The sequence below is a fragment of the Vibrio kagoshimensis genome, assembly GCF_050337535.1.
GTDB classification, from domain to species: Bacteria; Pseudomonadota; Gammaproteobacteria; order Enterobacterales; family Vibrionaceae; genus Vibrio; species Vibrio gallaecicus.
This window is the reverse complement of record NZ_JAKJSZ010000017.1, coordinates 45,077-63,391: the sequence shown is the minus strand read 5'-3', so window position 1 is coordinate 63,391 and position 18,315 is coordinate 45,077. Positions and strand designations below refer to the sequence as shown.

At 41.9% G+C, this 18,315-nt stretch carries 19 protein-coding genes; 5 read left to right on the top strand and 14 right to left on the bottom strand.

Annotation, left to right across the window (positions count from 1 at the left end; translation table 11 throughout):
• Positions 1–44: 44 nt before the first annotated feature.
• Entirely contained in the window at positions 45–725 is a 681-nt protein-coding gene (locus L4C37_RS16305) for a hypothetical protein (RefSeq protein ID WP_429769185.1), read from the top strand.
• 139 nt (positions 726–864) lie between these two features.
• A complete protein-coding gene (locus tag L4C37_RS16300) occupies positions 865–1,065 on the top strand; it encodes a DUF4250 domain-containing protein (RefSeq protein ID WP_137372529.1) in 201 nt (66 codons plus the stop codon).
• A 146-nt stretch (positions 1,066–1,211) separates the two neighbouring features.
• Here L4C37_RS16300 and L4C37_RS16295 read toward each other — a convergent pair whose 3' ends face one another.
• Both L4C37_RS16295 and L4C37_RS16290 read right to left on the bottom strand, forming a co-directional pair.
• On the bottom strand, positions 1,212–1,769 hold the full coding sequence (locus L4C37_RS16295) for a type II secretion system protein (RefSeq protein ID WP_273295314.1): 558 nt from the start codon (positions 1,767–1,769) through the stop codon (positions 1,212–1,214).
• A gap of 178 nt (positions 1,770–1,947) precedes the next feature.
• Positions 1,948–2,859 (bottom strand): LysR substrate-binding domain-containing protein, encoded by a 912-nt coding sequence (locus tag L4C37_RS16290; protein WP_137372531.1) that lies wholly within the window; start codon positions 2,857–2,859, stop codon positions 1,948–1,950.
• 279 nt (positions 2,860–3,138) lie between these two features.
• Between L4C37_RS16290 and metE the strand changes: the two genes are divergently transcribed.
• On the top strand, positions 3,139–5,472 hold the full coding sequence (gene metE, locus L4C37_RS16285) for a 5-methyltetrahydropteroyltriglutamate--homocysteine S-methyltransferase (RefSeq protein WP_429769184.1): 2,334 nt from the start codon (positions 3,139–3,141) through the stop codon (positions 5,470–5,472).
• A gap of 163 nt (positions 5,473–5,635) precedes the next feature.
• Here metE and L4C37_RS16280 read toward each other — a convergent pair whose 3' ends face one another.
• The 6 genes from L4C37_RS16280 to L4C37_RS16255 all read right to left on the bottom strand — a co-directional run bounded on the left by L4C37_RS16280 (position 5,636) and on the right by L4C37_RS16255 (position 9,183).
• A complete protein-coding gene (locus L4C37_RS16280) occupies positions 5,636–6,031 on the bottom strand; it encodes a GspS/AspS pilotin family protein (protein WP_429769183.1) in 396 nt (131 codons plus the stop codon).
• Between the two features lies 1 nt (position 6,032).
• On the bottom strand, positions 6,033–6,329 hold the full coding sequence (locus L4C37_RS16275) for a YciI family protein (RefSeq protein WP_273295320.1): 297 nt from the start codon (positions 6,327–6,329) through the stop codon (positions 6,033–6,035).
• 228 nt (positions 6,330–6,557) lie between these two features.
• On the bottom strand, positions 6,558–6,956 hold the full coding sequence (yciA, locus tag L4C37_RS16270) for an acyl-CoA thioester hydrolase YciA (protein WP_273295322.1): 399 nt from the start codon (positions 6,954–6,956) through the stop codon (positions 6,558–6,560).
• Between the two features lie 122 nt (positions 6,957–7,078).
• Positions 7,079–7,645, bottom strand: a complete 567-nt coding sequence (locus L4C37_RS16265) for a septation protein A (protein ID WP_429769182.1) — start codon at positions 7,643–7,645, stop codon at positions 7,079–7,081.
• A gap of 108 nt (positions 7,646–7,753) precedes the next feature.
• Positions 7,754–8,002 (bottom strand): hypothetical protein, encoded by a 249-nt coding sequence (locus L4C37_RS16260; protein ID WP_137372537.1) that lies wholly within the window; start codon positions 8,000–8,002, stop codon positions 7,754–7,756.
• Positions 8,003–8,283: 281 nt separating this feature from the next.
• A complete protein-coding gene (locus tag L4C37_RS16255) occupies positions 8,284–9,183 on the bottom strand; it encodes a LysR substrate-binding domain-containing protein (protein ID WP_429769181.1) in 900 nt (299 codons plus the stop codon).
• A 231-nt stretch (positions 9,184–9,414) separates the two neighbouring features.
• Between L4C37_RS16255 and hisC the strand changes: the two genes are divergently transcribed.
• On the top strand, positions 9,415–10,518 hold the full coding sequence (hisC, locus tag L4C37_RS16250; protein ID WP_429769180.1) for a histidinol-phosphate transaminase: 1,104 nt from the start codon (positions 9,415–9,417) through the stop codon (positions 10,516–10,518).
• A gap of 39 nt (positions 10,519–10,557) precedes the next feature.
• Complete coding sequence (locus L4C37_RS16245) at positions 10,558–11,331, top strand: ABC transporter substrate-binding protein (protein WP_429769179.1); 774 nt, start codon at positions 10,558–10,560, stop codon at positions 11,329–11,331.
• A 121-nt stretch (positions 11,332–11,452) separates the two neighbouring features.
• Here L4C37_RS16245 and L4C37_RS16240 read toward each other — a convergent pair whose 3' ends face one another.
• The 6 genes from L4C37_RS16240 to L4C37_RS16215 form a co-directional block, all read right to left on the bottom strand.
• Positions 11,453–12,712, bottom strand: coding sequence for a dicarboxylate/amino acid:cation symporter (locus L4C37_RS16240; RefSeq protein ID WP_137372541.1), 1,260 nt, complete (start codon positions 12,710–12,712; stop codon positions 11,453–11,455).
• 386 nt (positions 12,713–13,098) lie between these two features.
• A complete protein-coding gene (gene trpA, locus L4C37_RS16235; RefSeq protein ID WP_372266217.1) occupies positions 13,099–13,905 on the bottom strand; it encodes a tryptophan synthase subunit alpha in 807 nt (268 codons plus the stop codon).
• The gene (gene trpB / locus L4C37_RS16230; RefSeq protein WP_137372543.1) at positions 13,905–15,095 is read right to left on the bottom strand and encodes a tryptophan synthase subunit beta; all 1,191 of its coding nucleotides are present in this window, start codon (positions 15,093–15,095) and stop codon (positions 13,905–13,907) included. Before trpB ends, trpA begins: the two co-directional genes overlap by 1 nt.
• 121 nt (positions 15,096–15,216) lie before the next feature.
• A complete protein-coding gene (gene trpCF / locus L4C37_RS16225; RefSeq protein WP_429769178.1) occupies positions 15,217–16,656 on the bottom strand; it encodes a bifunctional indole-3-glycerol-phosphate synthase TrpC/phosphoribosylanthranilate isomerase TrpF in 1,440 nt (479 codons plus the stop codon).
• Between the two features lie 26 nt (positions 16,657–16,682).
• Positions 16,683–17,678 (bottom strand): anthranilate phosphoribosyltransferase, encoded by a 996-nt coding sequence (gene trpD, locus L4C37_RS16220; RefSeq protein WP_429769177.1) that lies wholly within the window; start codon positions 17,676–17,678, stop codon positions 16,683–16,685.
• A gap of 9 nt (positions 17,679–17,687) precedes the next feature.
• Positions 17,688–18,314, bottom strand: a complete 627-nt coding sequence (locus L4C37_RS16215; RefSeq protein ID WP_429769176.1) for an aminodeoxychorismate/anthranilate synthase component II — start codon at positions 18,312–18,314, stop codon at positions 17,688–17,690.
• Position 18,315: the final 1 nt, after the last annotated feature.

The window sequence follows — 18,315 nt, the reverse complement described above, 5'->3', positions numbered from 1 at the left end:
TTTGTTATTATCTGCGCAAATAATCGATTTGTAATGAATGGCTAATGATTGAATCTCTCTTAATACAATTCCCACCTATGTTGTTAGGTGCACAATTAATTCTTACCTTAGTGCTTGTAAAAGGCGACATCTGCCCAGGCCAAAGAGGTCGTGTGCATAAAATGTTGCCTTCAATCGGTGTACTTTGGTTGGCGGTAGCGTCTCTTAGAATCGAAGCCTTTCTTGTTGTATTCGCCATCTTTTACTTTTTCTCACAAGTTCAGACGAAAAAAACGCGAGATCAAGGACCTACCTGGGTCTTGTATTTGGCATGTGGTTTGGCTCTATCATTCGTAGGGATACAAGCTGCTGAACAAGTAAGTTTACCTGCCGTTATTGCTACAGTCGTACTGGTTGCTCTACTGGGCTCATCTTTTGCTCACTTATTATTGACGATAGCGCGAACACGTTTGCAAGCATTCCATAACATTTTGCCTGTAGCGGGCGTATTGAGCAGTATGTTGTTGGTGCTAGTGACTGTACTCAATGTTTACTCTATACCTGAAGCGGAGTTGGAGCTTATTACTTCAGACTTATTGTTTGGTTTTGCATTACTGATTTCAGCCGTTGTTGTGTGGTGTTGGCATCTGTTTTTTACAAAACCACCAGAAAAAGCCCAACTCTTTATTAGTTTGTTTATGTTGCTAGGGGCGATTACTGTTTTAGCTCCAACGTGGGCAATCTAAGGTTTCAGAGCTCCCTAATATCTATTGTAAAAAGAGGTTAAACCGTTCGTTTTAACTGTTAAATTGTGATCTTCTAATGAGCAAGGTTGCACTTCGCGTTCTAAACTTAAACCATGAGTGTGTTCTTAAGGAGTGCGGAATGGATTTAAGTAACGTGAGAAATTTAGATAATATTATTCTGCTAGGAATTGTGAACGAAAAGCTTCGTTTAGAGTGTGACAGCTTTGAAGATTTAGTCAGCATGTATGAGATGGATGTTGAAAATGTGGTGGGTAAACTAGATATATTGGGATACCAATATGATCCATTAACGAATCAGTTTAAATCTTATGCTCGCTAACGGCTTTATTTGGCGTTAATTATGCCTACAAATTGTTAACCCGTAGCAAGCTGTTAATGAATAGAGTGAATTGCTTGATAATAAAGCCGTAGACTTATTGGCAAGTCTGCGGCTTTTCAATTTTTCTAGTAACCATTTGCACTTTTCTAGCAGCCTGTTACTACGGATTGGGTTTCTAGAGAAACCACTTCAGAGCCTACTACTTCAAATGCATAATATGCATAGCACTTATCGGTTAAAGTATACGATTCAGGAAACAAAAACATTCCCCAACCACTAATATCATTTGAAATCCAACTGCCAGGTGTTTGATCGATGACACATAGCGGGTCGGTACACTTATAGCTTAAAACACCACTTGAGCCAAAATCTCTATATCCATTTCCCACGTGAGTAATACCGGCGACAAACAACTCACCTAAGCGCTCGTCCCAAATTTCTTGGGGAACACCAAAATAAGTATTGATCGGTACTCCTTCTACACTAACAGCAACATCTCGTTGGGTATCTAACCCTTGAAGAATGGCATTTACTCTTACATTATCAACAATATACCTAAAAGATGCCGCTATGTTTTCAACAATAGCTGTATTAGCATCTTGTTTTAAGGATAAATACCTAGGCAGAGCTACGGTCGACAAAATAGCTAAAATACTAATAACAACAATAAGCTCTATGAATGTGAAACCTTTTTTATCTTTCAAATGGCCACCAAATATATGCAAGTTCATAGCAATCTGAGCATAAAACTAACATACAACTGAAATAATCCTCTTTCACCTTTTACAAATATTGTATGTTCAAGCACAGTTTTTGCCGTAAATTCGATGATTTATGTTCAGCGCCATTAATACCGATTTCCATTAAGTGAACGAAGTGGCTTTAGACAACTTTAATGCCATCTAAATGGCTCTTACTTTGTTGACGAGCTGTACTGAAGAAAGCTTGTAGATAACGCTTATCTTTTTCCGAGTTACGAACAGCAGCAAAAAGGCGTCGAGATAATCCACTCCCTAAAGGCTTACTCGTAATCAGTCCTTGTCTCGAAAATTCACTGATAGCCCAATTAGGCAAGGCTGATGCGCCTAAACCTGCCGACACCATTTGCACTAGCATTAGCGTATTATCGGCTTGCTTCCATTTTTTTGGCTCAACACCTGCAGGCTGCAAGAAGTGCTTTACTACATCTAACCTCTGTTTTTGAACAGGGTAAGAGAGCATGGTTACGTCAGCTAAATCTTCAGGTTCAATGCAATCCTTATCAGCTAAAGGTGAGTTTGTTGCAGTGATTAGTCGCATTTCAAAATCGAATAAAGGCTCGTAATGCACTTCTGATCTTGGCTGAATATCTGATGTTATCACTAAGTCCAATTCACCAGCCATCAATGCGGGTAGTGGTTCAAAACCAAAACCTGAAGAGAAATCAAGTGTCACACTTGGCCAAGCTACCTGGTATTCCTTTAACGCAGGCATTAGCCATTGGAAACAAGAGTGGCATTCAATCGCCATGTGTAAGCGACCATTCACATCTTCTTTCAAACTTGCGAGTTCATTCTCTGCTTTTGCAAGTTTCGGTAACACTTCGTCAGCTAGTTTAAGAAGAATTTGACCTTCAGAGGTGAACTTGACTGGGCGGGTTTTACGAAGGAATAACTGCCCACCAATACGAGCTTCTAAGTCTTTGAGTTGATGAGAAAGTGCAGACTGCGTTAAATGCAGCGATGTTGCTGTTGCTGTTAACGATCCACTGTCACGTAACGTGGTTAATGTTCGCAGATGTTTGAGCTCTATCATGAGTATTCCTCATTTTCCCTAAGCCAATATAATTTTTGTTAATGATCACACCCTACTTTGTTTCATAAAACAAGTAAACGTCTAGACGTCTAAATAAAATTCGTTTAATTCATGAATAAAACGTTCAACATGAAATTTTATAATAAACAAGATGAATATTTGGAGGTTGTTCATAAACCACATTCAATAGATAGTTTAGCCATCCAGACGCCTTATCAAGCATTCAGCATGAAATAGCAGTCTGACCAAATTACTAAAAATTGAATAAGGAACAGGCTCATGACAACGACAACGCATATTCTAGGCTACCCGCGTATTGGCGAAAAAAGAGAATTAAAATTTGCGCTAGAGAAATACTGGCGTGGTGAAATCAACCAATCAGAGCTAAAAGAGCTAGGTAGTGAATTAAGAAATCGTAATTGGCAGGTGCAAGCAGACGCGAACCTAAGTTTTGCAACTGCGGGCGACTTCGCATGGTATGACCATGTATTAACTACCACTCTATTGTTGGGTCACGTGCCAAAGCGTCACGCTGGTGGCTCAGAAGATGAAAAAGACTTTCCTGATTTAGATACACTTTTCCGAGTTGGTCGTGGTCAATCACAAGAACAATCGACTTGTTGTGGTGGCAGCCATGGGTCAACGAGTGAAGGCACTGCTGCATCAGATATGACGAAGTGGTTTAATACTAACTACCATTACATCGTGCCAGAATTCAGCAAAGATGATTCATTTGAAGTCAGTTGGCCTCAGCTATTTGATGAAGTGAATGAAGCGGTTAAAGCCGGTCATAAAGTGAAACCTGTCCTATTGGGACCATTATCTTACCTTTACCTTGGCAAAGAAGTAGAAGATGGTTTTGATCGTCTAACGTTACTTCCTCGCCTACTGACGGCTTACCAAGCTATTCTGGCTAAGTTATCAAAGCTCGGAGTGGAGTGGGTGCAAATAGATGAGCCAATCCTTTCTCTTGAATTGGAAAAATCATGGGCAGATTCATTTAAGCTGGCTTACCAAGTGCTGCAAAGCGATGTAAAGCTTCTTCTTACGACTTACTTTGATTCTGTTACAGACACCCTAGATAGGATTATAGAACTGCCAGTTGATGGCCTTCACATTGACCTGTCAGCTGCGCCAGAACAATTGGATGAAGTTGTAAATAAATTGCCGAAAGATTGGGTTTTATCGGCTGGTGCTATCAATGGGCGAAATGTATGGCGTGCAGACCTTGCAACACAACTTGCTAACCTTCAACCAATCAAAGAGAAGCTAGGTGACAAGTTGTGGGTAGCAAGCTCATGTTCACTGTTACATAGCCCAGTCGATCTAGAATTAGAAGAAACGCTAAGCGAAGAAGTAAAAAGTTGGTTTGCTTTTGCGAAACAGAAAGTCACAGAAGTGAGCTTACTAGGCGCCGCGTTAGATGGTGACCACAACGCAATTTTAGCGTGTGAGACTTACAGCCAACCAATTGTGGATCGTAAAAGTGCAACGCATGTGAATAAGCCGCAAGTACAGTCTCGTTTGAATACAATCACTAAAGCATTAGCGCTACGTAGCGAACCTTATGCAGTGCGAACTGCACACCAGTCGAAGGTGTTAGGTTTGCCACTACTTCCAACCACTACTATTGGTTCATTCCCGCAAACAGGTGAAATTCGAGTTCAGCGTAGTGCATACAAAACAGGGCAATTGACTGAAGCTGAATACAATACCGCATTAAAAGGTCACATTGCAGACGCAGTTAAACGCCAAGAAGCACTTGATTTAGATGTACTTGTACATGGTGAAGCTGAACGAAATGACATGGTTGAATACTTTGCTGAAAACCTAGCGGGCTTCCAAACAACAAAATTTGGTTGGGTGCAAAGCTATGGTTCTCGTTGCGTTAAGCCAGCTATTGTTGTCGCGGATATTGAACGTGAAAAACCAATAACCGTAGAGTGGTCAACGTATGCTCAGTCTCTTACGTCAAAGCAGATGAAAGGTATGTTGACGGGACCTGTAACGATACTGTGCTGGACATTCCCACGTGAAGATATTTCTCGTAAGGAAATCGCCAATCAATTGGCTTTTGCATTACGTGATGAAGTATCAGACTTGCAAGATGCGGGGATTAATATCATTCAAATTGATGAGCCTGCGATTCGTGAAGGTTTACCACTTAAGAAGGGCGATCACGCTGAATATCTAGAGTGGGCGGTTGATGCCTTTAAAATATCTGCGGCGAGCGCGAAACCAGAAACTCAGATTCATACTCACATGTGTTACAGCGAATTTAACGAGATCATTGACTCAGTGGCTGATTTAGATGCAGATGTCATCACGATCGAAACCTCTCGTTCAAATATGGAACTATTGAAAGCATTTGAAGAGTTTAACTATCCGAACGAAATTGGTCCTGGTGTTTACGATATCCACTCACCAAATATTCCTTCAGAAGAGTGGATTATTGATCTATTGAAAAAAGCGGCAGAGAAGATTCCAGCTGAGCGATTATGGGCTAACCCAGATTGTGGTCTTAAAACTCGTAATTGGGCTGAAACAGAAGCCGCATTAGCAAACCTAGTCTCAGCAACGAAAACACTTCGTAAAGAATGGGCTGAAGCTTAAACCAATAAATTAACTGAGAGTTGGCTTTCTAGAGTTTCAGGTTCCTTTGAATATCTAGACATAAGCTAAAATTTACCTGAAAAAAACGCCAGCATTAAGCTGGCGTTTTTGTATTCACTAAAAAGCTATGTACTTCTTAAATACTTAGTTTCTTACCTTCTAACTACTTACTTGCACAAGTCTCTTTATTGATCAGTTGCTCAACGACCAGTTGACCACGGGTATTTCGTATTTTGATGTTGTACATCAAACCCATGTCAATGTTGGAACGTATATCTGAACTAGTGCAGTAGCTATTGATGCTCATTGCTAAAACGTCTGAAACAGGTCTGGCACCTTGCTCATCTTGATTGTAAATCATCATGATTTCTATGACGTTTTTCTTAGCTAGCACTCGCATTACAGATAAAGGTCCGTACTCAATCGGTAAGCCGGCAGATAACACACCAGCACGATGCTGAGCCATCATTTCTAACTGACGCTGTTCGTCTGCATTATTAGAGCTACAGCCCGAGAGTAATGCCGTTAAAGCTAAGGTACTTAAAATCCACTTTTTCACGTTAGAATACTTTTTTAAATGGTTTAACAATGACGTTTTGATAAACACCAGCTTCAATGTAAGGGTCTGAGTCAGCCCATGTTTGCGCATCTTCCAATGAATTGAACTCAGCAATAACCGTTGAACCAGTAAAACCAGCTTCACCAGGGTTATCAGAATCGATAGCTGGCATAGGCCCTGCAGTTAACAGACGACCTTCGTTTTGTAATTCTTGAAGCCTAGCTAAATGTTGCGGGCGAACACTGAGTCGCTTTTCTAAAGAATTCTCAACATCTTGAGAAAAAATCACGTACCACATATGGGATATCCTTATTGAGATTCACTACGGGTGATAGAAAGGGCATGCCGCTAATTTACGCGAACTGAAAAGGAATAAAAGGGGGAAATTTAATAAAGTGTGAAACTGTACGAAACGTGTTGTGAGTCAGGAGCCTTTGGTTACTTTAATCGTAACCAAAAGCTGAACATAAATATGTTGGGTTGATGATTCAAAAGTGTTCTTCACAGAAGCGGTTTGTGGGAAGCCCTATACAGGGTTAACAGCTCTAGGTTTGCCTTCAGTATCAACAGCTACATAGTTGAACGTAGCATCACAAACCATAAAGCGGTCTTCAACGCCATGCTCTTTTACCGGTTTAACCCACACTTCTAAGTCAATGCTCATTGATGTGCGACCGATTTTAGTACATTCCCCATAACAACAAACTACATCACCTACACGAACCGGTTTTTTAAATGTGATACTTGAAACGGAGACTGTCACTATTCGTCCTCCCGAAATTTCTTTCGCAAGTATCCCACCAGCAAGATCGAGTTGAGACATGATCCAACCGCCAAAAATGTCACCATTGGCATTGGTGTCTGCTGGCATAGCAAGAGTACGTAAAAGTAATTGGCCCTTCGGCGCATCAATAGTTTGACTCATTATAAGGATTTCCCAGAACAACAAATAAGCAAGCGGCCAATAACATGAAAGCTATTGGCCGCTGTATAGATTAATTAAGTCGATTATATCAAAAAGGTGACTTTAGGTGTCACTTTGAAACATTAGTTATCGTCTGAATTTTTATCTGTTAACTCTTGTTGTTTCTCTTTTGGGAGATTCTTGTAGATATATCCCCCAGTTAATAAGGTAAACCCAAAGGTGGCAGCCAGTAAGCCGAATACCTTGAAGTTAACCCAAGTATCAAGAGGGAGGTTAAAAGCAACATAAACATTAAGAATAGCGCAAACTGCAAAGAAGCAAGTCCAAGCCCAGTTGATTTTATTCCATACAGAGTCGGGTAGGGTGATCTCTTTTCCTAGCATGCTTTTAATTGCTGACTTACCCATTAAGTGACTTACGGTCAAACCAATCGCAAAAAGAGAATACACAATAGTGACCTTCCACTTAATGAAGTTGTCATCATGTAAGAAAATAGTCATGCCGCCAAATACCGCCACCATTAAGAAAGTGACGACCTGCATTTTTTCTACTTTTTTGTAGATAAAGTAAGTGAGGATAATTTGAATGGCTGATGCAACAATTAAAGCGCCAGTAGCTGTGTAGATGTCATACATCTTATACAAGGCAAAGAAAATAATAAGAGGAATGAAATCAAGAGTTTGCTTCATTGGAAATGAATATCCATGTAGTTGAGTTGCTGACAGTCTAACGAAAACTGTCTCGATGCTAAATAGCCCGAGACAATTGGAATTAAGTTTTTTGCCCGATACGAGATCTTAACGAAGGGTGCTAGTCTGATACCGAGGAATGAGGTTTTTGATATCTTCTAAATAGCCTTCGCTTTTTAGGTCATCAAGAGTACTTTCTAATTCTTGTTCACTCATTGCAAAGCATGTTGACTTGCCTGTCGTTAAATCAAGATATTCATGGTACTCGCGCTCTGTAAAGTGCCCAATTCTGTCCATCAGTAGGGTTTTAATTCCGTGGTGAATTAAGCCGTAGTATGTGTGTCTTTCGAGAGTCATAGCCGATCCTCCATATGCTCGCCGTAGGGGTATGAGTGGCGAATGTCCGTACTAAAACTGTTACTGATGACCCTGCAAACAAAGTGCCAAAAAATGTATCGTTCAGAGTTGCTAGTGACGAGTTCTCAAAACAATAAGGTATTTAGGTAGTTATAATTTAGAGCGAAGAAAAAATAAGTACATGCATTATGAATACGATATTGATTACTAATATGAGAGTTAATTTGCATATTAAAATCTGGCGCTTTATAAGCGATTCTTATTTTGAAAACTATTAGGCATTACTTAATCTCTGATTTTAATAACCACTCCATTAAAGTGGTAAGAGAGGTGTTTTGGCGGCTTTTAGGTTGAAGAAAGAAATATCCATTGCCTGAAAAAACGGTGTCAGGGCTAACTCTGGTTAATCGACCTAATTGCACATCTTGATCAGCTAAAGTGATATCGCCAATAGCAATGCCAAACCCTTGGATTGCTGCGTTCATTGATTGATCTAAAGTGGCGAATTGCTGATTCTTTTTACCAGCGAGTTCTTTACTACCAATAAATTCTAGCCAAAGCTTCCAATCACTCTGTTCTTTATTCGCATGTAACCAAGTGTAATCACTCAACTTGAATGGCTTAATGAAATGGTTTGACTCGGTCACTTTATGGCTTGGGTCGATAACCTGGGGATTACACACAGGTGTCAATTGTTCATTAAAAAGTAGCTGACTGATAATTGAGCTTTGCTTAGGTTTTTTGCCGTAGGTAATTACTGCATCGAAAGGGTCAAACGTTGGCTCAAATACATGCTTAATTGTAGAAGTCAGTTCTACATCAATATCTGGGTAATGCTGCTGAAAAGATAAAAGCTTAGGTAATAGCCATGAAGTAATACAGCTTGGGGCATTCAACCTGATTTTCGAAGGCGATGTGGCAATTTGACTCAAAGCAGATTGCAGTTGATCAATTGTGTCTTGAATTAAAGGGACAAGTAATTCGCCTTTAGGTGTCAAAGATAACCCACGAGCATGACGATAAAACAATTCGCAACCAACCGACTCCTCCAAAGAGAGTATCTGCCGACTCACCGCGCCTTGGGTGAGGTTTAATTCATTAGAGGCGTGGGTGAAATTTAAATGCCGAGCCGTCGAGAGAAAGGCTTGTAGTGTTTTAGTTGAAGGTAGGTTGCCATTCATAGCTTTAGTCCTTTTTTCATCATAATTTTAGTTCTGTATTTCACTAATCTCACCACAAGCCATGAAAATAAATTATGGCTATTATGTAATTATTTCGATTCATTTTCCAATGGATATTTGTTTGAATGTAAATAGTTAAGCATCATTAGTGATTCGATATTCTCTAATTAGGCATTATTTGACTAATGATGCGTATGGCATATATCTAAATTCATTGGGAAGGTAAGGGATTTGACAAGTTTAATGGAAAGGCTAGTGCCAAAGGCGGTAAAAAAATTAATACCTTACCAGTCTGCAAGAAGAATAGGTGGCAATGGACGGATATGGCTGAATGCCAATGAACTGGAAGCTTCATTGAGTTTGGATTTTAACGAGAATCCAAAGAGCTTAGATAAAAGAAGCTATAACCGTTACCCAGATTTTCTGCCGCATGACATTGCTAAGGCTTACCAAAACTATTGTAGAACGAACGCTGCTACGGTGGCGGTAAGAGGGGCTGATGAAGCGATAGATTTACTGATAAGAGCTTTCTGTCAGCCAGGTAAAGATAAAATATTAATTAGTTCCCCGACTTATGCCATGTATGAGTTTTGTGCAGATGCATTATCCATTGAAACAGTTGATGTGCCTTTGAAGTCGGACTTCAATTTAAATGTCTCTGAAATCATCTCCCAGGCAAAAAATGCCAATATCGTTTTCTTATGCTCTCCAAATAACCCAACAGGTAACGCAATACCTAAAACCGACTTGATTGAGGTTCTCGAGGGGACGAAAAACTCAGCATTAGTTGTGGTCGATGAAGCTTATATCGAGTTTGAATTGAGTTCATCTGTAGTTGACCTCATTGCTGATTACCCAAATCTGGTTGTGGTTAGAACACTCTCTAAAGCATTTGGCTTGGCGGCGGTGCGTTGCGGATTCATTTTATCTAGTGAAGAAGTGATGAGTTATGTAGCTAAATTAATTCCGCCTTACCCAATGCCTGATTGTTCAGCTGAAATAGTATTGAAAGCGTTATCAGAGGAAGGGCTAAAACTAATGAAAGCTAAAACAGCAGAGCTGATTAATACGCGAAATGAGTTTGCCCAAACACTGAGCGAGTTCGATTTTATTGAGGAGGTTTACCCATCTTCGACTAACTTTGTGCTGTTACGAGTGAATGAAAACCATGATTTATTCAATGTGTTATTGAGTGATGGCATTGTTACTCGCAACCAACATCATGAACCTGCTTTACGCCATTGCGTCCGAATCAGTATTGGCAGTGAACAAAGTATGAAAGAAGTGATCTCGTCACTGACTCAATATGAGCAAGCGACTTTACAGACGGCATAGATATTACTTATCGTAAACGCATCAACTAGGAAGATAAAAATGAAAAAAATAGCATTAGGATTCGCATGTGCCACCGCTTTGTTATGTTCAGCAGTACAAGCTAAAGAGGTGAGGTTGGCTTCTGATTTTACGTACCCTCCATTTAATTATAAAAATAGCGAAGGAACACCTGCAGGGTTTGATATCGAAATCGCAGACGCACTGTGTAAGCAAGCAAGTTTAGAGTGTACTTGGGTTGCACAAAGTTGGGATTCGTTAATTCCTAGCTTACTGGCAAGGAAGTCAGATGTGATTATGGCTTCAATGCGAATTACTGAAGAGCGTAAACGAAAAGTGCTGTTCACGAATAAGTATTACCAAACTCCCGCTGTTTTCGTGGCATCTAAAAATGCATCTTTTGAGATTGATAAATCAGGCTTAGACGGAAAAACCATTGGTGTGCAGCAAGGCACGATCCATGACCGTTATGTTACTGACAAATTTGGCAAAGTTGCGAATATTAAACGCTATACAGGGCAAGATGAAGTCTACTTGGATTTGCAAAATGGTCGTTTAGACGCAACATTTGGTAATTCAGATCAGTTGTCATTGGCGTTTTTAGATAAAAAAGAAGGCGCAGGTTTCGAATTTAAAGGAAAAGCGGTGACTGATAAAGCTTATATCGGAGAAGGGACAGCTCTTGCTCTGAGGTTACAAGACAAAAAATTAGCAAAGCAATTTAACCAAGCCATTGAAGAAATTCGAGTAAACGGTACTTACGACAAAATAGCGGCTAAGTATTTCACGTTTGATATTTACGGTAGTGATCTATAGGGGTTGCTTGTGTTCATCGCCTAGAACATCAGTTAATTCGAAGTGTAGTTACTCATTAAAAGTATTAAAAACTGATTAAAAAAGCCACTCTAGGTGAGTGGCTTTTTAATGGAGTGACTCATTAAGCTTGCTGCTTGCTCAGCTCTACTTCTTTTTCTTCATCTTTAATTAAAGAATCAACAATAACTGCACACGCTGCATCGCCAGTAATGTTCAATGCTGTACGAATCATATCGAAGATACGGTCAAGAGCGAACAATAGTGGTAGACCTTCGATTGGGATGCCAGCTGCAAGTAATACCGCAACAACCAAGAAAGAAGGACCTGGAACACCAGCTTGACCGACAGCACCTAGAGTAGACGTAATAATGATTGCAATGTAAGCACCCATTGAAAGGTCAATGTTGAACAACTGCGCGAAGAAGATAGCAACTAGACCATAGTAGATCGCGTTACCAGACATGTTGATAGTTGCGCCAAGAGGCAGAACAAATGAAGCTGTAGAGTTACGAACACCAAGTTCTTTTTCAACGGCTTCCATTGTAACTGGAAGTGTTGCCATTGAAGACGCAGTAGATAGTGCAACTGCTTGTGGTTTCTTCATTACAGTTAAGAATTTCTTTGCAGAAGTCTTAGTGAAGATTTGGATCATCAGTGGGTAAGCAACGAAACCAAAGATTAGGATTGCAGCTACGTAAACAACGAACAGTTTGAACACCACCATAAGTGCGCCAAAACCAAACGTACCTACTGCTTCAGCCATAAGACCGAATACACCAAGTGGTGCAATGATCATCACTTTGTTGATCATCCAAACCATAGCATCAACAATTGCGTTTACACCGTTGATGATAGGGTCACGTTTTTCTTTCGCTTGTTTAGAAATAGCGATACCAAAGAATAAGCAGAAAACGAGAATTTGCAGAATGTTTGCTTCATTCAATGATTGGAAAACGTTGGTTGGGATCATGCCAGTAATGGTTGCCCAGAACGTAGGAAGTTCACCTTTAGATGCATATTCAGAAGAGAACATGCCTTCAACACCTGAAACATCGATGCCACGACCAGGTTCGAAAACCTCACCCATGATTAATGCAAGCGCAACAGCTAGTGCTGAAGTCAGTGCAAAGTAACCTAGTGTCGTCACGCCAACTTTACCAGCAGAAGAGCTATTGCCCAGACCTGCAGCACCTGAAATTAGTGCAACGGCAACAAGAGGGATAACCAGCATCTTGATTAAATTGATGAAGATTGCGCCTAGTGGAGCGAACATTGTTGCGCTTTCACCCATCATTGCACCAACTGCAGTACCAATGATCATTGCAATAACGACTTGTACGCCGATGTTGCTTAGTAAACTCTTTTCTTTTAACACTTCCATAACCTCTGTGCTACTAAATGGTAAATTCCTAGAATTACCCACTAATGTACGCTGTACCAATGGATAAAAATTTCGCGGTAAGTTTTACACGGATATTTTACATTTCGCAATATGAGCCCAGATGAATGCTTATGATTACTTGCTGTTTATTGATCGATTGTTTGATTTTTACACTAATGCAAACGATTGCTATTTGCGTGAGTGTTTCTATTTATAAAATTCATTAATACTAGTGGGGGAAGTGTTTTGTTGGTGAATGAGGTTTTCGAGGTTTTTCGTAGCGTTTTGTTAACATTATCCTTTGAATGCTGGCGTGTTTGAAGTGAATTTAAAGAGAAAATGGAAAGCCCTAACTTCGCTGTTAACTAGAAGTTAGGGCTGATTTGTTACTTTTGAGTTGCAGCTTTCATTGGAATAACGAAGTTAGCTAGCTCTTTAAGCATCTGTTCTGGTTGCTCTACATGTGTTTCAATGATTTTTACAACTGCAGAACCAGAGATAGCACCCGCAGCGCCAGCTTCAATTGCTTCTTTTACTTGTGCAGGAGCTGAAATACCAAAACCAAGCAGCGCTGGTGGCGCATCAAACTTGTTCAAACGATCAAGCAATGCAGTAACAGGCATGTTTGCTTTTGTTTCTGCACCCGTTACGCCTGAGCGAGAAAGTAGGTATGTGTAACCGCCACCCAGTTCAGAGACCGATTGAAGTGTTTCATCACTTGCTGTTGGTGGAGCAATAAAGATCGGGTGAACACCAAACTTCTCAGCCGCTGCAACAAACTCACCACTTTCGTTGGTTGGTACGTCTGCAATCAGTACTGAGTCAATACCCGCATTCGCACAGCGCTCGTAGAAGTTCTCGATACCACGTGCGTACACCAAGTTTGCGTACATTAGTAAGCCGATTGGTAGTTCTGGGTATTTAGCGCGGATTTGACCAATAAGATCAAAACACACATCAGGCGTAACTTTAGAATCTAACGCGCGAATGTTTGCGCCTTGGATTGTCGGACCATCTGCAAGCGGATCAGAGAATGGAATACCAAGCTCAAGTGCATCTGCACCCGCTTCAACCAAAGTTTCCATGATCTTAAGAGACTGTTCTGGGTTAGGATCGCCAACCGTTACGAATGGTACGAATGCGCCCTGATTCTTTTCAGCTAAGCGAGTGAAGAGTGATTGATAGCGATCCATTATAATGCTCCTTTCTCTTTAAGAATGTCATGTACAGAGAAAATGTCCTTGTCACCACGACCAGATAAGTTAACAACTAATAGCTGTTCTTTTTCTGGGTCATCGTGAGCCATTTTAATTGCATGAGCCAAAGCGTGAGATGACTCTAGTGCAGCGATAATACCTTCGTTACGAGCAATAGCTTGGAAAGCTTCTAGTGCTTCGTCATCGGTTACGTTGTCGTATTCAGCACGACCAATTGCGTTTAGGTGAGCATGTTGAGGACCAACAGATGGGAAATCTAAACCTGCTGATACAGAGTAAGACTCTTCTACTTGACCGTTCTCATCTTGCATCAGTGGTGCTTTCATGCCGAAGAAGATACCCGTTTTACCGTGTTTAAGTGGCGCGCCATGTTGGTCGGTATCAATGCCTTTACCAGCAGGCTCAACACCGATTAGGCGTACAGACTCTTCTTCAATGAAATCAGCGAACATACCGATAGCGTTTGAACCACCACCTACACAAGCGATAACCGCATCAGGAAGGCGACCTTCACGAGCTAGAATTTGGTTCTTCGTTTCTTCACCAATCATGCGTTGGAAATCACGAACAATTGTTGGGAATGGGTGAGGACCCGCTGCAGTACCCAATAGGTAGTGCGCGTCTTCATAAGTTGCAGACCAGTCACGTAGTGCTTCGTTACATGCATCTTTTAGCGTTGAAGAGCCAGAATGAACAGGAATAACCTCTGCGCCCATTAGCTTCATGCGAAATACGTTCGGGCTTTGACGCTCAACGTCTTTTGCACCCATGTAAACTCGACACTTAAGACCTAATAGCGCACAAGCTAGAGCGGTTGCAACACCGTGCTGACCAGCACCAGTTTCTGCAATAATTTCCTTCTTACCCATACGTTTAGCAAGCAGTGCTTGACCAAGTACTTGGTTTGTTTTGTGCGCGCCGCCGTGAAGTAGATCTTCACGCTTAAGATACAGTTTGGTTTTTGTACCTTTTGTTAAGTTGCGCGTTAGTGTTAGCGCTGTTGGGCGGCCTGCGTATTCTTGTAGAAGCGTCATGAATTCGCTGCGGAACTCAGGATCGGCTTGTGCATCAATAAACGCTTGTTCTAGTTGATCTAGTGCTGGCACTAGGATCTGCGGTACGTATTGACCACCGTATTCACCAAAATAGGCATCGAGTTTAGCCATTGTGTTATTCCTTTAATTCTATTGATGTGTATTCACACCAAGTCATTTAATCTTGTTTGAGCTTCGCAAAAGGCAAAGCTCATAAATAAGTAGCTAGTAGTAAGGCTCGTAATTTAAAAGCTTAGTAATTACGGATCGCAGCAAAGGCGCGTTGCAGTTTGTCTGCGTCTTTTTTACCCGGAGCGGATTCAACGCCAGAGTTTAGGTCTAATCCTAAGCAGCCCAAATTAGCCGCTTGGTTAGCATTTTCTGGGTTTAGACCACCTGCCAACATGATTGCGCTTTGGTTGTTGATTAGGCTCCAATCGAACGCTTGACCTGTACCACCCGTTTGAGAACCCACTTTAGTATCTAGCAGGTGACGAGTCACGTTGCTTTCCAGTAATTCTGGTAATGCGCTCTCAGCGCCGCAAGCAACACCGTAAGCTTTCCAAACCTCAACGTTTTCATGTAGTGATTGTTTTAACTCATCTACAAATGCTTGAGACTCATCACCATGCAGCTGCACTGCAAACAAACCGAGCTCAGAAACCGTTTTCGCAACGTCAGTAACGCTATGGTTTTGGAACACACCCACGTAGTTCAGCGGAGCGCCGCTCATTGTTAAACGAGCCGCTTCGATATCCACATGACGCTTAGATGCTTCAACGAAAATCAGACCACCGAATACCGCACCAGCTTGATACGCTTTCGCTGCATCGTCAGAGTGGGTTAAACCACACACCTTGTTTTCACCGAGTGTTACTTTACGCACGGCAAGCTCTAGGTTCTTTTCAGCCATGAGAGAGCTACCGATTAGGAAGCCATCTGCAAATGTTGAAAGGTCACGAACTTGTTGATGTGTGTAGATGCCAGACTCTGAAATCACGACTGCATTTGGAGCCAGTTCGCGAATTAGCGGAGCCAGCTCTTTAGTACGGTTCAAATCCGTCGAAAGGTCACGCAGGTTACGGTTATTAATACCGATCACTTTAGCGTTTAGAGCGACTGCGCGGTGAAGTTCTTCTTCGTTACTTACTTCGGTAAGCACACCCATGTTGAGTGAGTGAGCGACTTCAGCAAGTGCTTTGTACTCTTCGTCATCCAATACCGATAGCATCAACAAGATAGCATCAGCTGAGTAATGACGAGCTAAGTACACTTGGTAGGTATCAACCATGAAGTCTTTACACAGAATAGGTTGCTTAGCAATGCTGCGAACCTTAGGTAAAAACTCAAAGTCACCTTGGAAGTACTTCTCGTCTGTCAGCACTGAAATCGCGTTTGCGTGGTTGTTGTAAACTGACGCAATGTAGTCAAGGTCAAACTCGTCACGGATTAACCCTTTTGACGGAGATGCCTTTTTACACTCAGTGATGAAAACGGTTTGTTCACTGCTAAGTGCATCATAAAAGCTGCGGTCTGTTGCGGTTAACGCAGCTTTAAACTCGCTTAATGGTTGAGTCTGCTTACGCGCTGCAACCCATTGGTATTTATCACGAACGATTTTTGCTAATACTTCCGCCATTTCAGCTTCTTTGACTGAAACGTGGGTCGACAGTTTATCGGTAGTTTGTGTCATGTTCTTTGTCTCAACTCCGTCGTTCGTTAGGCGTGCGTAGCAAGCTTTTGTACAAGCTCGTATGCTTTGCCAGAGTTCATTGCGTCAATGGCTTGCTGAGCGTTGGCTTTAAGGTCTTCGTGACCAAATAAACGCATCAGTAGAGCAACGTTGACTGCCACTGCGCCAACTTGAGCGTCAGTGCCTTTACCCGTCAGGATATCTGTTGTAATAGCTTTATTCTCTTCTGGCTCACCGCCCTTGATTGCTTCAAGGGGGTGAGTGTTCAAACCAAAGTCAGCCGGTGTCACTGTGTACTCGTGAATGGCACCATTTTTAATTTCAGCAACGATAGTTTCGCCATGAATCGCCACTTCATCAAGGCCGCTACCGTGCACAACGGCAGCGCGCTTCATGCCCATTTGCAGCATGGTTTCTGCGATAGGGCGTACTAGCTCTTTGCTGTAAACACCCATTAACTCGATGTTAGGGCGAGCAGGGTTAATCAGTGGACCAAGGATGTTGAAGATAGTGCGCGTTTTCATTGTTTGACGAACAGGCATCGCGTGACGCACGCCACCGTGGTATTGCGGGGCAAATAGGAATGCTACGCCAAGCTCATCTACAGCTGTACGTGTATCTTCTGCTGTCATCGCTAAGTTGATACCGAACGAGTCGAGTAGGTCCGAAGAACCTGACTTGCTCGATACACTGCGGTTACCGTGCTTTGCGACTTTTAAGCCACAAGCTGCTGCAACAAACGCAGACGTCGTTGAGATATTAATGGTGTTATGACCGTCACCACCGGTACCTACGATATCTGCGAAATCGTAATCAGGGCGCGGGAACGGGTTTGCATTGGCAAGCAGTGCTTTCGCCGCGCCAGCGATTTCATCAGGCGTTTCGCCTTTGATTTTTAATGCAGTCAGCGCTGAAGCCATCAAGATTGGGTCTAGTTCACCCTTGATGATGACGTCAAACAATTGTTGGCTTTCTTCTTGAGTAAGAGACTGCTGTTCGTAAAGTTTATTAATCTGTTCCATGATCTTTTCCTAGTTAGTCTTTTTATCAAGAGTAGCTGTCTGCTCAAGGGTAGAGCTTTTCTCAAGAGCCCATTCGATAGCGTTTGCTAGAAGCGTTGCACCGTAGGTCGTCATAATTGATTCAGGGTGGAATTGGAATCCACAAACCTTGTCTTGTTCTTGAACCACAGACATCACCAAATCATCGACTTCAGCTGTCACCGTTAGGCTATCGGATACATGCGTTGCCACTAAAGAGTGGTAGCGAGCGATAGCCAGTGGCGATGGTAAGCCTTGGTAAGTTGCATGATTCTGGTGTTCCATCATCGACACCTTACCATGAATGATTTCGCCAGCCCCTGCAACGGTGCCGCCGTAGGCTTCAACAATCGCTTGGTGGCCTAAGCAAATACCAATCATTGGTACTTTGCCTTTTAAAAGCTGAATCAGCTCTGGCATGCAACCCGCATCAGCCGGAGCGCCAGGACCTGGTGAAAGCAGTGCTACCGGGTTGTCTAGTTCATTGATCGCCGCTTCAACTACCTTTGCAGAAATGTTGTTACGGTAAATTTTTACGCTGTGACCTAATGAACGAAACTGGTCTACAAGGTTGTAAGTGAACGAGTCGAAGTTATCGATGAATACAATATCAGCCATG